The sequence below is a fragment of the Endozoicomonas sp. Mp262 genome (assembly GCF_025643335.1).
Lineage (GTDB): Bacteria > Pseudomonadota > Gammaproteobacteria > Pseudomonadales > Endozoicomonadaceae > Endonucleibacter.
The window spans coordinates 189,858-207,743 of sequence record NZ_CP092489.1; the positions used below are offsets into that span (position 1 = coordinate 189,858).

Here is a 17,886-nt window from a genome sequence, read left to right on the forward strand (position 1 = left end):
CCTTATTATGTTTCTGTAGCGGTAAACTGAAATGTCTCCCGTAAAGGCCCCAACAGATAACCTAACAGCGTCCTCTTACCTGCCAGAATATTAACATCAACAGTCATTCCCGGAATCAGCAGATTATTTTCATCAAACCCTGGTGTTTCGGTTTCAATAACGGCCCTGTAATAGTTTTGATAAACGCCTTCCTGTTGATAAGTATCGGCACTCACCTCCTTTATAATGCCAGAAAGCGCCCCAAATACCGAGTAATCATAGGCTGATACACGCACATGCACTTGCTGTCCGGGCCAGACCTTGGCCCTGTCAAAGGGCGCAATTCTGGCCTCCACCATTAAAGGTACGCCATCGGGCACTATCTCGGCAAGAACCGTACCCGGTGCAACCACTTCCCCAAGGGTATTGACGTGGAGCTTATGCAGTACGCCTGTCACGGGTGACTTTACTTCCTTGCGAGACTCCCTTTTCCTGGAGGCAAGAATCTGCTCTTTGACCTGGGCGATCTCCGCCATGGTACTGTTGTAATCATCCTGAGCTTCCTCCATAAAGTCTGTTAACAGCTTTTCCTGCTTTAACTTCAGTTCGCCCAACTCCGACTCAATCACTACCTTCTGCTTAATAGACTGATTGATTCGGGTCTCTATTTTTAACAGGGCCATTTTTTTCTGTAATTGATTTTGAATAGAGCCAGCGCCGTCTTTAAGCAAACTGGACAGTATATCTAACTGCTTTTGAGCCACAGCACGTTCATTATTCAAGTCATGGATCACCTGACTACTTTCCTCAAGCCTGGCCGACTCCCGGTTAACCTGGGTTTTGACGATAGATTGCCGTTCCTGTAATGCCTTTTTTCTTTTCTGATAGAGTTCAAGCTCATTGAAATAATAACTATTGGTCTTGGCTATAGCCTCTACACTGTCCTCCAGATCAACCCCATTCATCTCGGCATAGAGCCTATGTCCTCTGGCAATCAGGCCATTCAACCGTTGTTTTTTGACACTGATATTTTCCGTCAGGGTTGGATTCTGTACGGTAAACAACAAAGAGCTTTTATCCACCCGCTGCCCTTCCATGACATGCATTCCTGCCAATATGCCACCTTCCAGGTGCTCAACTATTTTATTATTGGTAAATGTTGTCACCCGGCCTTCGCTCTTCACCACAATATCAATATTGGTGAATGAGGCCCATAAAACAAACAGACCTATAAATAATGTAATAGATAAGGTAATTGAGTATTTAACAATAATTTTTCTACTCATGTACGAAAACAAGTGCATATAAGCTACTCTGCCAGCTGAATTAACACTTCATTCTTATTTTCTTTACCCGAATCATCCACCCGGACTTTCAGGTTTTGTTTTGGCACGCCCAAATCGGTAAAGACTTTTCTAATGGCCATCACTCTATTGAACGAGACATAGTAGGACGTGGTTGTCGCCACATCACTACTATGAAGCAAGCCCACAATAATCACCTTACGACTCTTGATTTTCTCCAGATTTTCCTGAATCCACTGATTCAATTCATCATTGGCTTCAGGATTCATAAGGGCACTGAGATCCTGATATTTAACCCGGATCCTTTCTTCCCCGGTACTCAGGTTAACTGTCTTGATTTGAACTTCATCCGCTTTGGCCTCGGATACAATTTCCTTGGCAGAATCGGACTTCAGGCTTATGGCATTGCCCACATTGGCTTCATCAGACTTTCCAGCGGCCTTCACTTGCTGCTCCACCAGAGCCGCAGCAATATCTTGCCCCACTTGTACGCTTAACCCGGTGACAACCAGTACCAATACCACCACCAGAAATACGAATACCAGCAGGGTTGTTGATAGTGCATCAACAAACCCCGGCCAGGGATTACTTTCAGGTTCTTTTGCCATATTCAGCCTTAATTCTTTATATAAACAGCCTCCCTTCCTTTATCGCCACTGGCGGGGTTGATCTTGATTTTTTCTTACACGGAAGAGGCTTCAGATCCTTTTATTAGCGCCGATTCACTGAGAAGGCACTCAACCTTTATGAACAACTATTGCCACAGTACTAACAGTGACGTTCATTAGGCTCTAACTGATAACCGGGTTCGAAAATACAGGGTTTTAGCTATGAGGATAACAGCGATTCTGGCCACAGGATTATTAGTTATTGCTACCGATAACAACGCATTATCCCTTCAGGATGCAGTAGGCAAAGCCCTTGACTTCAACCCCAATGTCAAATCCCTGGGTGCTGCCGTTGATACCAATGACGCACGATTCAGACAGAGCATGGGCGCCTACCAGCCCGTTATAAAAATTAAAATGGATAAGGGGGCAAACAGGAAAACCAACGGCGGCAACGAACCTGCCAGTGCCGGAGACTGGTACAACAAGACCAAATCCACCCTGACCTTAAGCCAAATCCTCTATGACTTTGGCCGAATCAGCAGCCAGGTCCGGGCCCGGTCATTCAGCCTGCAAGCCAGTCAACATCAGCTGGATAGTGGCAAAGAGAAACTGGCTCAGCTGACCGCCAGTGCTTTCCTGGAAATATTAAAGCTTGAGCAGATTATCAAACACGTTGAAGACAATATCGAATTTTATAACCAGTTTTTGGAGATTCTGGAAAAACGGGAGCAGGCCGGTGCTTCTGCAAAATCCGATGTTCAGAGAATCCTCAGCCTGGTGCAAAATTCTGAGCTTGAGCTGATCGGCTATAAAACCGATCTCAGCTTTGCCAGGCAGACCTTTAAGGTCATTGTGGGTGAGGAACCCAAGGATCTGGAAGTTCCGGTGCTGGATGCCCTCACTATGGATATGTCCATAGACCAATTGCTGGAATTCGCCCTGGAAGAAAGCCACAGCATTCTTGCCAGGAAAGCCACGGCAGATGCCGCCCTGCAAAATCTTGAAAAGTCCCGCTCAGACCTCTATCCCAAGATCAAACTGGATCTTGAGGTGGCACGGGAGCGTTCAAAAGATACCTCAGAGACCTGGCAGACCACTGAAAGCGGCACTGTCACTTTCTCTTACGATATCTGGGACGGTTCCATTGCCCGACGGAAGGTGGATGAAAAGCAGGCTCAATTAATGCGGGCACAGTATCAGGTGGATGAAGCCAGGCTTGCCGTAGAGCAGCAGGTTCGTGAAGCCTATAATGCCATGGAAAAGCTCAAGGATGAGAAAAAAGTAATAGACGCGTCTTTGGAAAACAATGCCCAAATTGTGGAGCTTTATTACAAGGAGTTTGAGCTGGGAGAAAAAAGCCTTCTGGATATTACCACTGCCCAGGGAGCCTACCACACCAGCAGAATACAGAGCGCTTCCTTTTACTACGATTATTACAAAAGTATGTTTGACATCTACTTTTTTATGAATGATGTCATTGCCACTATCAACAGATTGGATGCCTAAAAAAATTTAAAAGAGGCAAAAGGATATGTCAGAGCTTCACATTGCCAACCCTGGAGTTATAAAAGGGTTTCTCAAGAAGATGGCGGTCATCGTTATAGCCGCATCCACAATGGTCTATGTTGCCCAGGATTTCTTTGTTACTGCATTTATGTCCAATGTGCCATTAAATGGCTCGATCCTCACCGTCTTCATTATTGGTACGGCCCTGACTTTTTTATATGTTTTTCATCTTAAAGATGATGTGACCGTCATATCCAATCTCGATGAATTGCTATTTGCTGATGAAAATGATGAATCCATAAAAATGCATATGATGAGTAATACCCTGGTATTGCTCCGGAATAACATCACCTCCCTGGGCATGATCAAACTGTCTGCCCCCGCCACACGCTCTCTCATCAACTCCCTGCAAGACAGTGTTGATGACAAAATTGCATTTATCCGTTACTTCACTGACCTGCTGGTTTTTATTGGCCTGCTGGGAACCTTCCTGGGTCTAACCATTACCATTGCCTCCATCGGTGGCATACTGGCAGACCTTGCCGAGGGTCTTGGCGGTGGTGGCGATATCATGGATACCCTGATCACCCTGATCAAGGGTCTTGAAGGCCCGCTTGGGGGTATGGGTACAGCATTCGGCTCGTCCCTGATGGGGCTGAGTTCATCCCTGGTTTTGGGCATTCTCGCCCTGAACCTGAATAAGGCCAGTAGCTACTTTACCGGTGCCATGGAAAACTGGCTGGCACAGCATACTGTAGAGAGTCAACCAGGTGCGCCACAGCCCGCTGCCAATCAGCCTGGCTCTTTAATGGAAATACCTGCCGATGGCCTGATGGCTCCCCCGGCCCCCCAGCCGGACCCTCGCCTGAATAAAGTGATAGAGCAACTAAGCCTAGTTGCCCAGGCCCTTGACTCAGCACCGGCAGCAAACAGCGGTATCAATGAAGAAAAATGGGATGCTTTCATGGCGATGTTTCAAGCCAGTAATAAGGCGCTGCTTGAAACCTTCCATAACGACCAAAGGGAGCTTATCAACCAGACTCACCAGGATCATAAAGAACTGATGGATCTGACCCATCATAACCACGAAGAACTGGTCCAGGTTTCCCATCATGACCATGAAGAACTCCTGGAAACATCCCACAAAGACCTGGAAGCCCTCAATCAAAAACAGGCGCGGATGATTACCGTGGTGGAAAAGCTATCAGAAACCCTGGAAAAATCTGTTCAGATTCAGGCACGCCAACTGGAATACACTGAAGTACTTAACCAAAATGCAGAAATGCAACTAAGGGAATCTGAAAAGCTGAGAGCGCTATTTTCAACCAGCACAAACAGCTCAGTGGAAGCACTGGGAGCGATTCATGAGAGCAAACAAAGGCTGATTCAAATCGTTTCATCGCTTCTGGATGAACAAAAGCATGTTACCCAGACACAGACCAAAACCACAGAACAGCTGGATCAATTAAAAGAAGAAATCAGGCAGCAACCCTCGCCCATATCAACAACGGATCTTGACCACCTGGCACAACAAATCCATGACTGTACTGAAAAGGTTGAAAAAGAACGCAGAAATAACGACATCCGCCAAAGCCGTATGGAAAAGATGATGCAAGCCATTGGCAAGGCCGTGAACCATATCCGGGGACGAGGGTAAGCCCACTCAATATGAAAATCGGCCTTTCTATTCTATCACTCCTGTCTATCAGCTCTGCTCTTGCTAATACAGAATCCAGCCCACCCGATTTCAACTTTCCACTAAAGTGTCATTACGGCAAAAACTGCTTTATACAAAATTACTTTGATACCCAGCCAGGGCCTCAGGCCAAAGACTATCGCTGCGGTAGCATGACCTATAGCGGTCACAAGGGAACCGATATCCGAATTAAAAATCTTGTAGAAATGAATAGTGGTGTCAATGTTATCGCAGCGGCTCCAGGGACTGTCCACGCTATTCGCAATAATATGAATGATACCTACCTCAGAAAGCAGGACAGGGCACGACTCAATCCCGTTGGACTTGGCAACGCAGTGATTATTAATCACGGCAGTGGTTGGCAAAGCATTTATGGGCATATGAAAAAGAGCAGTGTCAGGGTAAAAAAAGGCGACCAGGTCACCACCGGCATGGTGATCGGGGAAATTGGCTTATCAGGCTTAACCGAGTTTCCCCACTTGCACTTTGGAATAAAACATCATGGTGTCAATATTGACCCATTTACCGCCTCCGGGGCATCTGGCTCCTGTGGAAACACCATGAGTTCATTATGGTCTGAACAAGCACTGGAAACCCTTGTTTATCAGCCCGGCTACCTTCTTGATTACGGCTTTTCCGGTACAGCTCCAAAAAACTATAGGGAGGTTGAGACCGGTGCGTTTTACAACAATATAACCCCGGATGATAAAACCCTGTTTTTCTGGGTCAGACTGGCTGGACTCATGGCCAGTGACAGTATCGAACTCAAACTCTTTTCCAGTGACGATAACCTGATTAAAACCCACCGCTTTCCAAAAAATAAAAACTATAAGGCACAGCAAGTCATTTACCTTGGCGTGAAGAAAGACCCCTCCACACTTCCTGTGAAAAAAGCCCAGGTCAATGTCTGGCGTAACCGGATTCTCTATATCAATAAAACAGTAGACACACCAAAGGAATAAGCGGTAATCCCTGCCTGACCCAGATACCCCAAAAACAATGCACCATACAAATACTGCAAAATAAACATTGAAAAATAAAATAACTGTGACAGAATAAAAACGCCTCCTTATGAGGTTTTTTTATATAACACAGGTAGGGATAATGCCCCCGGTCTTACACATCACATTATCCGAACTTGTAACCATTCAGGCTGGTTACCCCTTTCGGGGGGCTATTCAAGAAGTGCCAAAGGGTACTGTGAAAGCTGTACAGCCGAAGGACATTTCTGACCTGGGTGAGTTGTTGACGGACGAGTTAGTCACAACAGAGCTGACAGGCAAGCGAGCGGCAGACTGGCTGCAACAGGGGGATATCCTCTTTATCAATAAAGGGTTGCGACACATGGCCTGTTGCGTACCAGAGGATATGGCTCAAACCACCCTGGCTCCCAGCCTGTTCCTGCTACGGGTAAAACCGGAATTGCAAGGCAGGCTAAACCCGCAATTCCTCACCTGGCAGATTAACCAGCCCCCTGTTCAGCGTTACTTCAATAACAGTGCTGAAGGCAGCCACCAGGTGAGTATTCGCAAGCCCATACTTGCCGCAGCCCCGGTAGCGCTGCCGGATATTAATACCCAGAACACCATTGCCAGGCTTTATACAGCGAGCATCCGTGAAAATGCCTTGCTACATCAATTGATCATCAACAGGCAACGACAGCTTAACGCCATTGCCAGCGATTTAGCTTCAGGAAGTTAACCCAATACCGCTATGACACACGCCCCCATTAATCAGCAAGAGATCAACACCACTGTCTGGAAGGCCTGCGATACCTTTCGTGGAACCGTTGATCCCTCCATCTACAAAGACTTTATTCTCACCATGCTGTTCCTGAAATACATCTCCGATGTGCATCAGGATAAGGTGGATGAACTCACCCAACAGTTTGGTGATAACCCCGCCATGATCGAAGCGATGATGGCCAGCCAGTCCTTTAAAATCCCTGCGGGTTGCACCTTCCAGGATCTGTACGAACACCGCCATGAAGCGGGTAACGGCAGCCGTATCGACCAGGCCCTGCATGCCATCGAAGAAGCTAACGGCACCAAGCTGAAGAATGTGTTCCAGGATATTAGTTTCAATACCGATAAGCTGGGCGATGAAAAACAGAAGAACGATATTCTGCGTCATCTGCTGGAAGACTTTGGCAAGGAAACCCTAAACCTGCGCCCCAGCCGTGTAGGTTCTCTCGATGTGATTGGTAACGCCTACGAATACCTGATCAAGCACTTTGCCGCAGGCAGTGGTAAGTCAGCGGGTGAATTCTATACGCCACCGGAAGTGTCTGACCTGCTCGCCATTCTGCTGGAACCCATGAAGGGCGACCAGATTTGTGACCCGGCCTGTGGTTCCGGTTCTTTGCTGATGAAGTGCGGCAAGCAGGTACAGAAGAACTATAAGGGTTCCAAACAGTATGCGCTCTTTGGTCAGGAAGCCATTGGCTCCACCTGGTCACTGGCAAAAATGAATATGTTCCTGCACGGCGAAGATAACCACCGCATTGAGTGGGGCGACACTATTCGTAATCCCAAGCTGCAAACACCGGATGGCGGCTTGATGCATTTCGATGTGGTAACCGCCAATCCGCCGTTCTCTCTGGACAAATGGGGGCATGAAGATGCTGAAAACGATCCTTTCAGCCGCTTCCGCCGGGGCATTCCCCCCAAGACCAAAGGGGATTACGCCTTTATCTCCCATATGATTGAAACCCTGAAGCCCGCTTCTCATGGAAAAACAGGGGGGCGTATGGGTGTGGTTGTGCCCCACGGCGTGCTGTTCCGGGCTTCATCCGAAGGCAAAATCCGCAAGAAGCTGATTGATGAGAATCTGCTGGATACGGTGATTGGCCTGCCGGAAAAACTGTTCTTCGGCACCGGTATTCCTGCGGCTATTTTGATCTTCCGCAAGCAGAAAACCGATAACAGGGTGCTGTTTATAGATGCCTCCCGTGAGTTCAAAAATGGTAAAAACCAGAACCAGCTTACCCCTGACAATATCCAGAAGATTGTGGATACCTTCCAGGATCGTCAGACCGTAGACAAATACGCCTACCTTGCCACCCTGGAAGAAATTCAGGAGAACGACTACAACCTGAATATTCCCCGCTATGTGGATACCTTTGAGGAGGAGGAAGAGATCGACCTGATGGCGGTTCGGGCTGAACGACTGGCACTGCAAAATGAACTGGCGGATCTGGAGCAGGAAATGGCGGGATATCTGGAGGAGTTGGGGTATGAGTAAATTAACTACAAAAAAGCAATATCAGCACCTGGTACAGATTATTTCAGATACCTTTACACAAGGGCAGCAAAAAACAATCTCTGCAATAAATTCAGGACTAGTTATAACTTACTGGAATATTGGACAGCATATTGTTGAGTTTGAGCAACAAGGCAGCGCTACGGCTGAGTACGGAAAAAAGCTTCTGACAACTCTGAGTAAAGACCTGAAGCTCAGACACGGCAAAGGTTTCAGTCTGTCAAACCTGAAGCGGTTTCGGCAGTTTTATCTTGCTGATCCAAATGGTGCGACACTGTCGCACCATTTGAGCTGGTCTCACCATGTCGAGCTATTAAAAATCAGCAACACAACAGAACGGGAACAATACAGTGAAAATGAGCTGGAATCGGCCTTGTGCAACCATCTGGAGCAGTTTTTGCTTGAGCTGGGCAAAGGGTTTACTTTTGTTGGTCGCCAGTACCGAATTACGCTGAACAACCGTCACTATAAAATCGATCTGGTTTTCTATCACCGCATTCTGCGCTGCTTTGTATTGGTTGATCTGAAAATCAACGAGGTCAGGCATCAAGATATCGGTCAAATGAATATGTATCTGGGCTACTTCGCCGCAGAGGAAAATATAGAAGACGATAATCCTCCGGTTGGCATAATTCTCAGCAGAGACAAGGACGAACTGATGGTGGAATACGCCACCTATGGCATGGACAGCCAGTTATTTGTGCAAAAGTACCAATTATACCTGCCCAACGAAGAGCAGTTAAGGCGTGAGATTGAAGCGACCCTGGCGGGACAGAAAGGAAACGATCAATGAGCACTCTGACAAAAGGTGCGACACTGTCGCACCTGTTTTATTTGCCCCTGTATTTTATGCAACGCACCGTTGCACAATTTCGAGTTGAAACCTCTCAATCGGCTGGTTTGGATAGGAAAATGGCGGGTTACCTGAAGGAGTTGGGTTATGGTGCCTGATGGATGGGAAAAGCATCCCGTTGGTAAGTTGTGTCGATCAATTGTTCCGGGAAGAAATAAACCGAAAGAATTTGGTGGAGCAATTCCTTGGGTCACAACGCCAGAAATTTCTGGACGTTATGTCCCCTCTATCAAACAACAGCATTACATTTCAGAAACGGCAGCCAAAGAGTGTGGAGCGAAAATTATTCCGAAGGGATCTGTAATTATTGCAGCAGTTGGAGAGCTTGGACTGACGGCTATTGCCTCACAAAATGTCATTTTGAACCAGCAACTCCACGCATTTGTATGTCCTGATAATGTTGATAATGAATATCTTGCATATTTTTTGAGTTCACAGAAGCCATATATGGATACCGTCGCTTCAAAAACGACAATACCTTATATGAATAAAAGTAACTGTGAGAGCATACCCGTTCTACTTCCCAAATTGATAGAACAACGCAAAATTGCCAAAATCCTTGGTACTTGGGATAAAGCCATTGCCACCACAGAAAAGCTGATTGAGGCCAGCAACCAGCAGAAAAAAGCCTTGATGCAACAGTTGTTGACTGGGAAGAAGCGCTTTGCTGGGTTTGAGGGGGAGTGGAAAACAGCACCCCTATCTTCCGTTTGTACAAGACTAACTGAGAAAAACAAAGGCCAAAGCACGAATGTAGTAACCATCTCAGCACAGCACGGCTTAATTAAACAAGAAGAGTTTTTTAAGAAGTCCGTGGCCTCAGCAACTTTAGATAATTACTTTATCCTTCGAAAGGGCCAATTTGCCTACAATAAAAGCTATTCCAGTGGCTACCCTATGGGGGCTATAAAACGATTAAATCGCTATAACGATGCTGTAGTTACAAGTCTGTATATCTGCTTTGAAATTATTGATGAAAGCAAAACTTCGGCTTGCTTCATGGAGCAGTACTTTGAGTCTGGCTTATTAAATCGCGGCTTGACTAAGATAGCTGCTGAAGGTGGTCGTGCTCATGGTCTCCTGAATGTTAAGCCAGCGGATTTTATGAGACTAAAAATCACGATTCCATGCTATGAAGAACAAAAGAAGATCGCTTCTATATTAACGGCTGCGGATAAGAAAACTGCGGAGTTGCAAACCAAACTCACCCACCTCAAACAAGAAAAAAAAGCCCTGATGCAACAGCTCCTGACCGGCAAACGCAGGGTCAAGCCAGACATAGGGGAAACCGTCTGATGCCTGATAACACTCCAATGGTTCCTCAGGGTGAGCAGGAATCCCGGACAACTATCCGGACATTCCGGATAGTTCATCAGGAAGGGGGGCGACAGGTTTCCCGTAAACCCCATCGTTCCCATACTCCTGAGGGTTTTGCAAAAGGTGTTTTTATTCACCACCGGCAAACATACCAACCCTATTTGGGCGAAAAGCGAACTGGAAGAAGATTCAGTGGTTCGGTTTTACCGAATAACTGCCACAGGCAGTTTGGTCTAGAGGAGACCTGAGATGACACTCAATACCCCCGCCAGCCCTCACAACAAGCTGCTTGACACTATCCGCGAGTTGCTAACCCGGGGGCGCCAGCAGGTAGTCACGGCGGTTAATTCCGCCATGGTACAGACCTATTGGGAAATCGGCCGCCTGATTGTGGAGGATGAGCAGCAAGGCGAAATCCGTGCTGCCTATGGTAAGGAGGTCTTGAAAACCCTTTCGGAAAATCTCGTCCGGGAGTTTGGTAAGGGCTTTTCTGTTCGTAACCTGAGGAATATGCGGGCTTTTTTTCTGGCATTTCCAAATCGGCAGACACTGTCTGCCGAATTGAGCTGGTCTCATTACAGCAAGCTGATTACCGTGGAAAGTGCCTCTGCCCGACAGTGGTATATGAAAGAAGCCGCTGAACAGAACTGGAGCGTCCGTGCCCTTGAGCGCCAGATGGGGACGCTTTACTATGAACGGCTCCTTATGACACAGCGGGGCAAGCAGGCGTTAGAACCGGTGCTTAATGAAGCAAATGATAAAACCACCGCTCTGGCCTCAAAACCGGAAGACTACCTGCGAGACCCCTATATTCTAGACTTTCTCAACCTACCCGCTGGTTCTGTCCAGGAAAGCGAGCTTGAACAGGCGCTCATCAATAACCTGCAAAAATTCCTGCTGGAACTGGGCAAGGGCTTTGCCTTTGTGGAGAGGCAGCAACGCATCAGCACCGACGACGGCGACTACTTTATCGACCTGGTGTTTTACAATTTCCACCTCAAGTGTTTTCTGCTCATCGATCTGAAAATGCACCGGCTCACCCATCAGGATGTGGGTCAAATGGATATGTATGTACGCATGTACGAAGAGAAAAAACGCCGCACCGATGACAACCCCACCATTGGCCTGATTCTCTGCTCCGAAGGCAATCACACCGTCGCCAAATATTCGGTACTGAACCACAGCCAGCAACTGTTTGCCTCCAAATACCAGCTGGAGCTGCCCAGTGAAGAGGAGTTGCGCATACAACTGGAGCAACAGCGACAGTTGCTCAGTGAAAAAATGGGGGATAACAATCAGTGAATTTGCCTTTTAAACAAAAGAGAAAAGCCCTTATACAGCCATTGCTCACCGGCAGGTGCAGGGTTAAGGTTAAACCAACACCCAATGAACAGGGAGAAAGCTGATGGAGGTTAAAAAGCTGACGTTGCGCAATATCGGGCGTTTTTCCGAGCGGGAAATCCTGCTGGCACCGTTAGGTAATTTAGATAGCAATGTGACTGTTTTTGTGGGTAATAACGGGTCAGGTAAAACCTCGATTTTGCGTTCACTGGCAACTTCCCTGAGCTGGTTGGTATCCCGCATTCAAAGTGACAAGAGTGCGGGCAGCCCGATACCTGAACTGGTTATAAAAAACGGTAAAAATTCAGCGGCTATGGCGGTGGATGTCTACCAGTTTACAGGAAATCCCCATGATCCTGATGCTGAAGGCTACTCTGATGATGCTAATTATTTCTCATGGTGCGTAGCGAAAACCCGTAAGGGTCGAAAAGGTGAGTTTAAAAGCGAGTACTCAGGTGCTAAATCGCTGGCAGACCATTATCGCTCTGTGCTTTCAAAGGATGAGGCTAGCAGCCTGCCACTGATAGCGTTTTACTCCGTTGAACGGGTTGTGCTGGATATCCCCCTGAAGATCAGAGACAAGCACACGTTTTTACAACTGGATGGTTATGATAAATCCCTAAGTCAGGGCGTCGATTTCAGGCGTTTTTTTGAATGGTTCAGGGAGCGCGAGGACAGTGAAAATGAATCCGGTTTATCGGATGATATTCTGGAAAAACTTCGGCCGGTGCTGGAAAACGATGACAATACCTGGAAACGTCTCACTGAGTTAAAAGCTTCGTCCAAAGACCGGCAACTGACAGCCGTCCGTTCAGCAATCTACAAATTCATGCCTGAATGCTCAAACCTGCGTGTCAGACGTAAGCCAAGATTGCATATGTCCATAGACAAGGCGGGTGAGGCTTTAAACGTTGCCCAGTTATCCCAGGGCGAGAAATCACTAATGGCCTTGATTGGTGATATTGCCAGACGGCTGGCCGTGATGAATCCGGGGCTGGAAAATCCTTTGGAAGGCGATGGCATCGTCTTAATTGATGAAGTGGATATGCACCTTCACCCCAAATGGCAGCGTAGTTTAATCAACCAACTGACAGCCACATTCCCTAACTGTCAGTTTGTACTGACCTCACACTCGCCGCTGGTGATTAGTGATAGTAAAAACATCCTGTCCTACCTGATTGATGGGGACGAACTGAAACAACTTCCTTCCTTGTTTGGTGAAGATGCCAATACGGTTTTACTGGATATTATGGACACAGATATCAGAAATGAAGGCATTAACATCCGGCTAAATGACCTGCTTGACGCCATTCATGATGATAATTTCAAACGTGCCAATCAACTGCTTGCTGAGCTGGAAGATGATCTTCCGGAGAGAAATCTGGAGCTGACCAAAGCCCGAATGATGCTGCGTAAAAAGGAGTTGCGTAGTGCGAAGAATCATTGAAAAGAGAAAACAGCTGGTTCAGTCCATTCTTTTTACCAACGGTATTGACCCGTCTGAAGGGTTGGATGATGACGATCTGATCAATATGGTCATCGATGATATTTCAACACCCAGTGGTGGAAAATTGGAAGGCTTCTCTCCTGTTGTGGTCAATGTGTTAAGGCAGTGGGTAAAATAATGTCTGATATAATTTTACCCAGCTTTAAAGAAGAGCAAAGCGCAAAAATCCCTGCTCTCACTCTGTTGACCAACCTGGGCTACCAGTTTATCCCCCCCAGCCAATGCTCCGTTGAACGTGGCACTCTCTCAACCGTTATCCTGCCCAACGTATTACGTGAGCTACTGGCTAAAAAGACCTTTACCTTTATGGGTAAAGAGCACTCGCTATCATCGGCTGCTATCGACAAGATTGTTCAGGAGCTTGCCAGCCCCGCCATGAACGAAGGGTTAAGAGCCGCCAATGAAAAGCTCTATAATGCCCTGACCTACGGTATCGGTGTCACTGAATTTGTGGCAGGTAAAAAAGCCAGCCCCACTATTCAGGTGATTGACTGGGAAAACCCTGACAATAACGTTTATCACTTTACTGAAGAGCTGGAAGTAGAGAACAGCCAGGGAACCGGGAAGCGGATTCCCGATATTGTCTGCTTTGTGAATGGTCTCCCCTGGGTGGTGATTGAGGCAAAACGGCCTGATTCCTCTACTGGAGGCAAGCCAACCATCTCTGAGGGTATTTCACAGAATATCCGTAACCAGAAGGTTGATGAGATTCCTCATCTGTTTGCCTATAGCCAACTCTTGCTATCCGTTAATGGTCATGAAGGGCTTTATGGTACTTGTGGTACACCGGAGAAGTTCTGGGCAAAGTGGAAGGAAGAGGAAATTGCTGAAGATGACTTTGCTCGCCTGAAAAACAAACGGCTTTCCGAGTCTCAGCTTGATGCCATTTTTAATCATCGCCCAGACAAGGTACGGGCAGAATATCTTTCCCTGGTTGCCGGTGGTGATCGGGTGGTCACTGACCAGGACCGGTTGCTTGCTGCAATACTGCGCCATGACCGTTTATTGGAAATGACTCGCCTTTTCACTTTATTCGATAAAAAGGCGGGCAAAATTGTTGCCCGTTATCAGCAGGTGTTTGGTATCAAGGCGCTGGTTGAGCGTATTACCTCTTTCGATACCTCAGGTACTCGTAATGGTGGGGTTATCTGGCATACCACAGGTTCCGGCAAGTCCTTTACCATGGTATTCCTGTCTAAAGCGCTGATCTGGCTAAAAGAGCTGGCGAAATGCCGGGTTGTGGTGGTGACTGACCGGGTGGACCTGGAAGACCAGCTTGCCCGTACCTTTGCTTCTGGTGGTGCATTGTCCGGCAAGGATAGGAAAGACGCTATGGCCACCACCGGCAAACGCCTGGCCGAACAGATTGGAAGGGGCAATGAGCGCATTATCTTTTCTATCATCAATAAGTTCGGCACAGCGGTTAACTTGCCAGAATGCTATAACGACAGCCCGGATATCATAGTATTGGTGGATGAAGGTCACCGCAGCCAGAACGGCGAAAATAATATTCGTATGCAGCAGGCGCTCCCTAAGGCTGCGTTTATTGCCTTCACCGGAACGCCGTTATTACAGGATGATAAAACCGAGAATAAATTTGGCTCTATTATCCACTCCTACACCATGCAACAGGCTGTTGAAGATAAAACCGTTACACCGCTGTTGTATGAAGAGCGTATCCCGGAACTGAGCACCAATGATAAAGCCATCGATGCCTGGTTTGACCGGATGACTGAAAAGCTTACGGAAAAACAGCGGAGCGATTTAAAGAAAAAGTTTGCCCAAAAAGGACAGATCTATCAAACCGAAGGTCGCCTGGAACTCATTGCCCACGATATTTCTGATCACTTCCAGAACTTTAAGCAGCAAGGGCTTAAGGGGCAGCTGGCCTGTGATTCAAAGGCTTCTGCCATCCAGTACAAAAAGCTTCTGGATGACATTGGCAAGGTGACTTCCGTGGTTGCCATGTCGCCACCGGACACCCGTGAGGGGCATGACAGTATTGATACAGAGAGTACTGATCGGGTGCAAAACTGGTGGAAAGCCAACGTTGTTGATGCTGGATATGGGCAGGATGAAAAGGCTTATACCAAACAGATCATCGAAGAATATGGCAAAGAGGACGGGCCAGACCTGATGATCGTCGTAGACAAGCTGCTGACCGGATTTGATGAACCCAAAAATACAGTGCTTTACATTGATAAACCCCTTAAACAGCACAATCTTATTCAGGCCATTGCCAGGGTAAACCGCCTGCACAGCAAGAAGCAGTTTGGCTATTTGATCGACTATCGGGGTATTTTGAAAGAACTGGATGCCACCATCGAGAAGTATCAGGATTTGGCAGAGCGTACCCAGGGCGGCTTTGATATCGAAGACCTGAAAGGGCTTTATAGCCCTATGGATACGGAATATAAAAAGCTGCCCGGTTTATATGCTGACCTCTGGGCTATTTTTGATAGCGTTAAGAATAAGCAGGATGGGCAGGCGCTACGACAGGTGCTTGCCCCCAAAATAGATACGGTTGATGGCCAGCTTACCGACACCAACCTGAAAAAACGTGATGACTTTTATTCCGCGTTAACGGCTTTTGCCAATTGCCTGAAAGTTGCCCTGCAATCCGCCACTTATTTTGATGACAAGAGCTTTGATGCTGCTTTCACTGGAACAACAGTGAGTACCCGTCAGCATTACAAGGACACCCTGAAAATGATGACCCAGCTTCGCCAGCAGGTGCGGGAGGATGCTGAAGAAACCATAGATTATGATGAGTACACCGATGATATTCGGGCATTGCTGGATAAGCATATTGGCGGTGTAGAGGTTAGGGAGTCGGAAGGCGTGTATCTTGTGGGCAATATGGGGAAGGATGCCAGGCCTGAACAAATGACCGATAATGAAGCCCGTAATAAGAAAGATCAGATTACCGGCAGAATCACCCGGATGATTGAGCAGGATCTGGCGGATGACCCTTACGCTCAGGAATACTTCTCCAGGCTGCTGAAAAAAGCCATTGAGCAGACCAAAGAGATGTTTGATGCCCCCGTTAAGCAATTCATGCTGTTTGCTGATTTTGAGCGGCAGGTAAAGGAACGCAAGGTTGAAGGTATACCCACCGATCGCTTTGAGGGGCTGGATGCCAATATCAAGCGACACGTGCAGGCCTATTATGGTTTGTTCCTGAAGCATCTGGGAGAGCAGCTGCCTCCTGAAGGCCAAGATACACCTACCGAAGAACACTGTTTTGACTATGCTGTGAAAATTGATGAGGTGGTGCGGAGGTCAGTGGCTGAGTTCTCCATCAACCCGCAGGAAATCGAGAACCAGATCACGGTTGGACTGCTGCCCCTGTTATTTTCTGACTTGGGAATTGAGAAGGCGCAGGCGTTGATTACCGATGTTGTTCAAATAACCCGCCTGGGTCTTTCTACCAGCTCAAGGCTTTCTACCGGCTCAGGGCTGTCCGGGTTAAATCCGTAATGACTTCAGTGAGTTCAAACGAACAAACAAAAGAAGAATACAGCTTCATCTATGGTGATGAAGCTGTCCCTTATCAGGTGGTTCGTAAGCCCATTACAACAGACAACTCTCCAGACGGTTCTTCCAGCAAGCCCAGGAAAATCACCATCCGGGTTCACCCGGATGGTGAGGTTGTGATTACCGCTCCGGATAATGCAGAGAATACAGATATTCATGAGGCCGTGATGAAACGGGCTAAATGGATTTGGGATGCCATTGTCGAATTTCGTAGTCATCAAAAGTACGTGCAAACCAAACAGTATGTTAGCGGTGAGATGCAGTTTTACCTTGGCAGGCGTTATGTCCTGAAGGTCATAGAAGACGGGGAAAAATCAGCCTCTGTAAAGATGGACAGAGGTAAACTTCTTGTTTCCCTGCCCCGGTTTGATAACAAAAAGCAGTCTCTGGCAAAGGGGCTTGTTAATGACTGGTACAAGTACAGGGCCCAATACATTTTTCAGGAACGATTAAACCACCTGTTACCTCAGGCCACCTGGGTCAAGGGGGTTCCAGGTTTTAGCATTCTTGCCATGCAAAAACAGTGGGGCAGCTGCTCAGCCAAAGGCACATTGATGCTCAACCCCCATCTGGTTAAAGCACCCAGGGAATGCATTGACTACGTCATCCTCCATGAGCTTTGCCATATTGCCGAACATAACCACAGTGAGCGATTCTGGCGACTGCTGACTCAGGTAATGCCTCAGTGGAAGGAGGTCAAAAGCCGACTGGACGGGATGGCGGAACTTTATTTGAATGAGTGAGCTGGGGAAAACTGTCGTATTTCTAGCACATTATTTCAATGAAATCCTCTCGTTCCCAGGCTATAGAGGGTGTCGCGAAACCCAATTCTGTAAATAAAAAGTTGTTTTTTTACTCTTTTTTTTCACCACAGAGGTTTATGCTTTAAGAGTATGAAAACTCTGTGTCCTCTGCGCCTTTATTATGCCCTTTAGGGTGCTGTGGTGAATCAAAACACCTTTTTCGACACCCTC

Annotated in this window: 16 protein-coding genes; 14 read left to right on the forward strand and 2 right to left on the reverse strand. The window is 47.2% G+C overall.

Features of this window, described 5'->3' with window-relative positions; translation table 11 throughout:
- Positions 1 to 5: 5 nt before the first annotated feature.
- A complete protein-coding gene (locus tag MJ595_RS00760) occupies positions 6 to 1,265 on the reverse strand; it encodes an HlyD family type I secretion periplasmic adaptor subunit (RefSeq protein ID WP_263080625.1) in 1,260 nt (419 codons plus the stop codon).
- Between the two features lie 23 nt (positions 1,266 to 1,288).
- A complete protein-coding gene (locus MJ595_RS00765; protein WP_263080626.1) occupies positions 1,289 to 1,891 on the reverse strand; it encodes a hypothetical protein in 603 nt (200 codons plus the stop codon).
- 222 nt (positions 1,892 to 2,113) lie between these two features.
- Here MJ595_RS00765 and MJ595_RS00770 point away from each other — a divergent pair, with 222 nt between their 5' ends.
- The 14 genes from MJ595_RS00770 to MJ595_RS00835 all read left to right on the forward strand — a co-directional run bounded on the left by MJ595_RS00770 (position 2,114) and on the right by MJ595_RS00835 (position 17,655).
- Complete coding sequence (locus tag MJ595_RS00770; RefSeq protein WP_263080627.1) at positions 2,114 to 3,400, forward strand: TolC family protein; 1,287 nt, start codon at positions 2,114 to 2,116, stop codon at positions 3,398 to 3,400.
- Positions 3,401 to 3,425: 25 nt separating this feature from the next.
- Positions 3,426 to 5,057 (forward strand): hypothetical protein, encoded by a 1,632-nt coding sequence (locus MJ595_RS00775; protein WP_263080628.1) that lies wholly within the window; start codon positions 3,426 to 3,428, stop codon positions 5,055 to 5,057.
- A gap of 11 nt (positions 5,058 to 5,068) precedes the next feature.
- Positions 5,069 to 6,058: a M23 family metallopeptidase gene (locus tag MJ595_RS00780; protein WP_263080629.1), complete on the forward strand. Its 990-nt coding sequence runs from the start codon at positions 5,069 to 5,071 to the stop codon at positions 6,056 to 6,058.
- Positions 6,059 to 6,200: 142 nt separating this feature from the next.
- Positions 6,201 to 6,797, forward strand: coding sequence for a restriction endonuclease subunit S (locus tag MJ595_RS00785; protein ID WP_263080630.1), 597 nt, complete (start codon positions 6,201 to 6,203; stop codon positions 6,795 to 6,797).
- Positions 6,798 to 6,809: 12 nt separating this feature from the next.
- Entirely contained in the window at positions 6,810 to 8,339 is a 1,530-nt protein-coding gene (locus tag MJ595_RS00790) for a type I restriction-modification system subunit M (protein WP_263080631.1), read from the forward strand.
- Positions 8,332 to 9,150, forward strand: a complete 819-nt coding sequence (locus tag MJ595_RS00795) for a PDDEXK nuclease domain-containing protein (RefSeq protein ID WP_263080632.1) — start codon at positions 8,332 to 8,334, stop codon at positions 9,148 to 9,150. The genes MJ595_RS00790 and MJ595_RS00795 overlap by 8 nt, the downstream gene beginning before the upstream one ends.
- Positions 9,147 to 9,308 (forward strand): hypothetical protein, encoded by a 162-nt coding sequence (locus MJ595_RS00800; protein ID WP_263080633.1) that lies wholly within the window; start codon positions 9,147 to 9,149, stop codon positions 9,306 to 9,308. Before MJ595_RS00795 ends, MJ595_RS00800 begins: the two co-directional genes overlap by 4 nt.
- Positions 9,298 to 10,506, forward strand: a complete 1,209-nt coding sequence (locus MJ595_RS00805; RefSeq protein WP_263080634.1) for a restriction endonuclease subunit S — start codon at positions 9,298 to 9,300, stop codon at positions 10,504 to 10,506. The genes MJ595_RS00800 and MJ595_RS00805 overlap by 11 nt, the downstream gene beginning before the upstream one ends.
- The gene (locus MJ595_RS00810; protein ID WP_263080635.1) at positions 10,506 to 10,775 is read left to right on the forward strand and encodes a hypothetical protein; all 270 of its coding nucleotides are present in this window, start codon (positions 10,506 to 10,508) and stop codon (positions 10,773 to 10,775) included. The genes MJ595_RS00805 and MJ595_RS00810 overlap by 1 nt, the downstream gene beginning before the upstream one ends.
- Position 10,776: 1 nt before the next feature.
- Positions 10,777 to 11,829, forward strand: coding sequence for a PDDEXK nuclease domain-containing protein (locus MJ595_RS00815; RefSeq protein ID WP_263080636.1), 1,053 nt, complete (start codon positions 10,777 to 10,779; stop codon positions 11,827 to 11,829).
- A 103-nt stretch (positions 11,830 to 11,932) separates the two neighbouring features.
- Positions 11,933 to 13,315 (forward strand): AAA family ATPase, encoded by a 1,383-nt coding sequence (locus MJ595_RS00820; RefSeq protein WP_263080637.1) that lies wholly within the window; start codon positions 11,933 to 11,935, stop codon positions 13,313 to 13,315.
- A complete protein-coding gene (locus MJ595_RS00825; RefSeq protein ID WP_263080638.1) occupies positions 13,299 to 13,493 on the forward strand; it encodes a hypothetical protein in 195 nt (64 codons plus the stop codon). Before MJ595_RS00820 ends, MJ595_RS00825 begins: the two co-directional genes overlap by 17 nt.
- A complete protein-coding gene (locus tag MJ595_RS00830) occupies positions 13,493 to 16,855 on the forward strand; it encodes an HsdR family type I site-specific deoxyribonuclease (RefSeq protein WP_263080639.1) in 3,363 nt (1,120 codons plus the stop codon). Before MJ595_RS00825 ends, MJ595_RS00830 begins: the two co-directional genes overlap by 1 nt.
- On the forward strand, positions 16,855 to 17,655 hold the full coding sequence (locus MJ595_RS00835) for a M48 family metallopeptidase (RefSeq protein WP_263080640.1): 801 nt from the start codon (positions 16,855 to 16,857) through the stop codon (positions 17,653 to 17,655). Before MJ595_RS00830 ends, MJ595_RS00835 begins: the two co-directional genes overlap by 1 nt.
- The last annotated feature ends 231 nt before the right edge of the window (positions 17,656 to 17,886 follow it).

What these genes read in the sequence shown, in the direction of transcription:
- MJ595_RS00835 (WP_263080640.1), top strand. Translation starts at nt 16,855, where the DNA reads ATGACTTCAGTGAGTTCAAACGAACAAACAAAAGAAGAATACAGCTTC.
- MJ595_RS00775 (WP_263080628.1), top strand. Translation starts at nt 3,426, where the DNA reads ATGTCAGAGCTTCACATTGCCAACCCTGGAGTTATAAAAGGGTTTCTC.
- MJ595_RS00820 (WP_263080637.1), top strand. Translation starts at nt 11,933, where the DNA reads ATGGAGGTTAAAAAGCTGACGTTGCGCAATATCGGGCGTTTTTCCGAG.
- MJ595_RS00785 (WP_263080630.1), top strand. Translation starts at nt 6,201, where the DNA reads ATGCCCCCGGTCTTACACATCACATTATCCGAACTTGTAACCATTCAG.
- MJ595_RS00830 (WP_263080639.1), top strand. Translation starts at nt 13,493, where the DNA reads ATGTCTGATATAATTTTACCCAGCTTTAAAGAAGAGCAAAGCGCAAAA.
- MJ595_RS00805 (WP_263080634.1), top strand. Translation starts at nt 9,298, where the DNA reads ATGGTGCCTGATGGATGGGAAAAGCATCCCGTTGGTAAGTTGTGTCGA.
- MJ595_RS00815 (WP_263080636.1), top strand. Translation starts at nt 10,777, where the DNA reads ATGACACTCAATACCCCCGCCAGCCCTCACAACAAGCTGCTTGACACT.
- MJ595_RS00810 (WP_263080635.1), top strand. Translation starts at nt 10,506, where the DNA reads ATGCCTGATAACACTCCAATGGTTCCTCAGGGTGAGCAGGAATCCCGG.
- MJ595_RS00760 (WP_263080625.1), bottom strand. Translation starts at nt 1,265, where the DNA reads ATGAGTAGAAAAATTATTGTTAAATACTCAATTACCTTATCTATTACA.
- MJ595_RS00770 (WP_263080627.1), top strand. Translation starts at nt 2,114, where the DNA reads ATGAGGATAACAGCGATTCTGGCCACAGGATTATTAGTTATTGCTACC.
- MJ595_RS00780 (WP_263080629.1), top strand. Translation starts at nt 5,069, where the DNA reads ATGAAAATCGGCCTTTCTATTCTATCACTCCTGTCTATCAGCTCTGCT.
- MJ595_RS00790 (WP_263080631.1), top strand. Translation starts at nt 6,810, where the DNA reads ATGACACACGCCCCCATTAATCAGCAAGAGATCAACACCACTGTCTGG.
- MJ595_RS00800 (WP_263080633.1), top strand. Translation starts at nt 9,147, where the DNA reads ATGAGCACTCTGACAAAAGGTGCGACACTGTCGCACCTGTTTTATTTG.
- MJ595_RS00795 (WP_263080632.1), top strand. Translation starts at nt 8,332, where the DNA reads ATGAGTAAATTAACTACAAAAAAGCAATATCAGCACCTGGTACAGATT.
- MJ595_RS00765 (WP_263080626.1), bottom strand. Translation starts at nt 1,891, where the DNA reads ATGGCAAAAGAACCTGAAAGTAATCCCTGGCCGGGGTTTGTTGATGCA.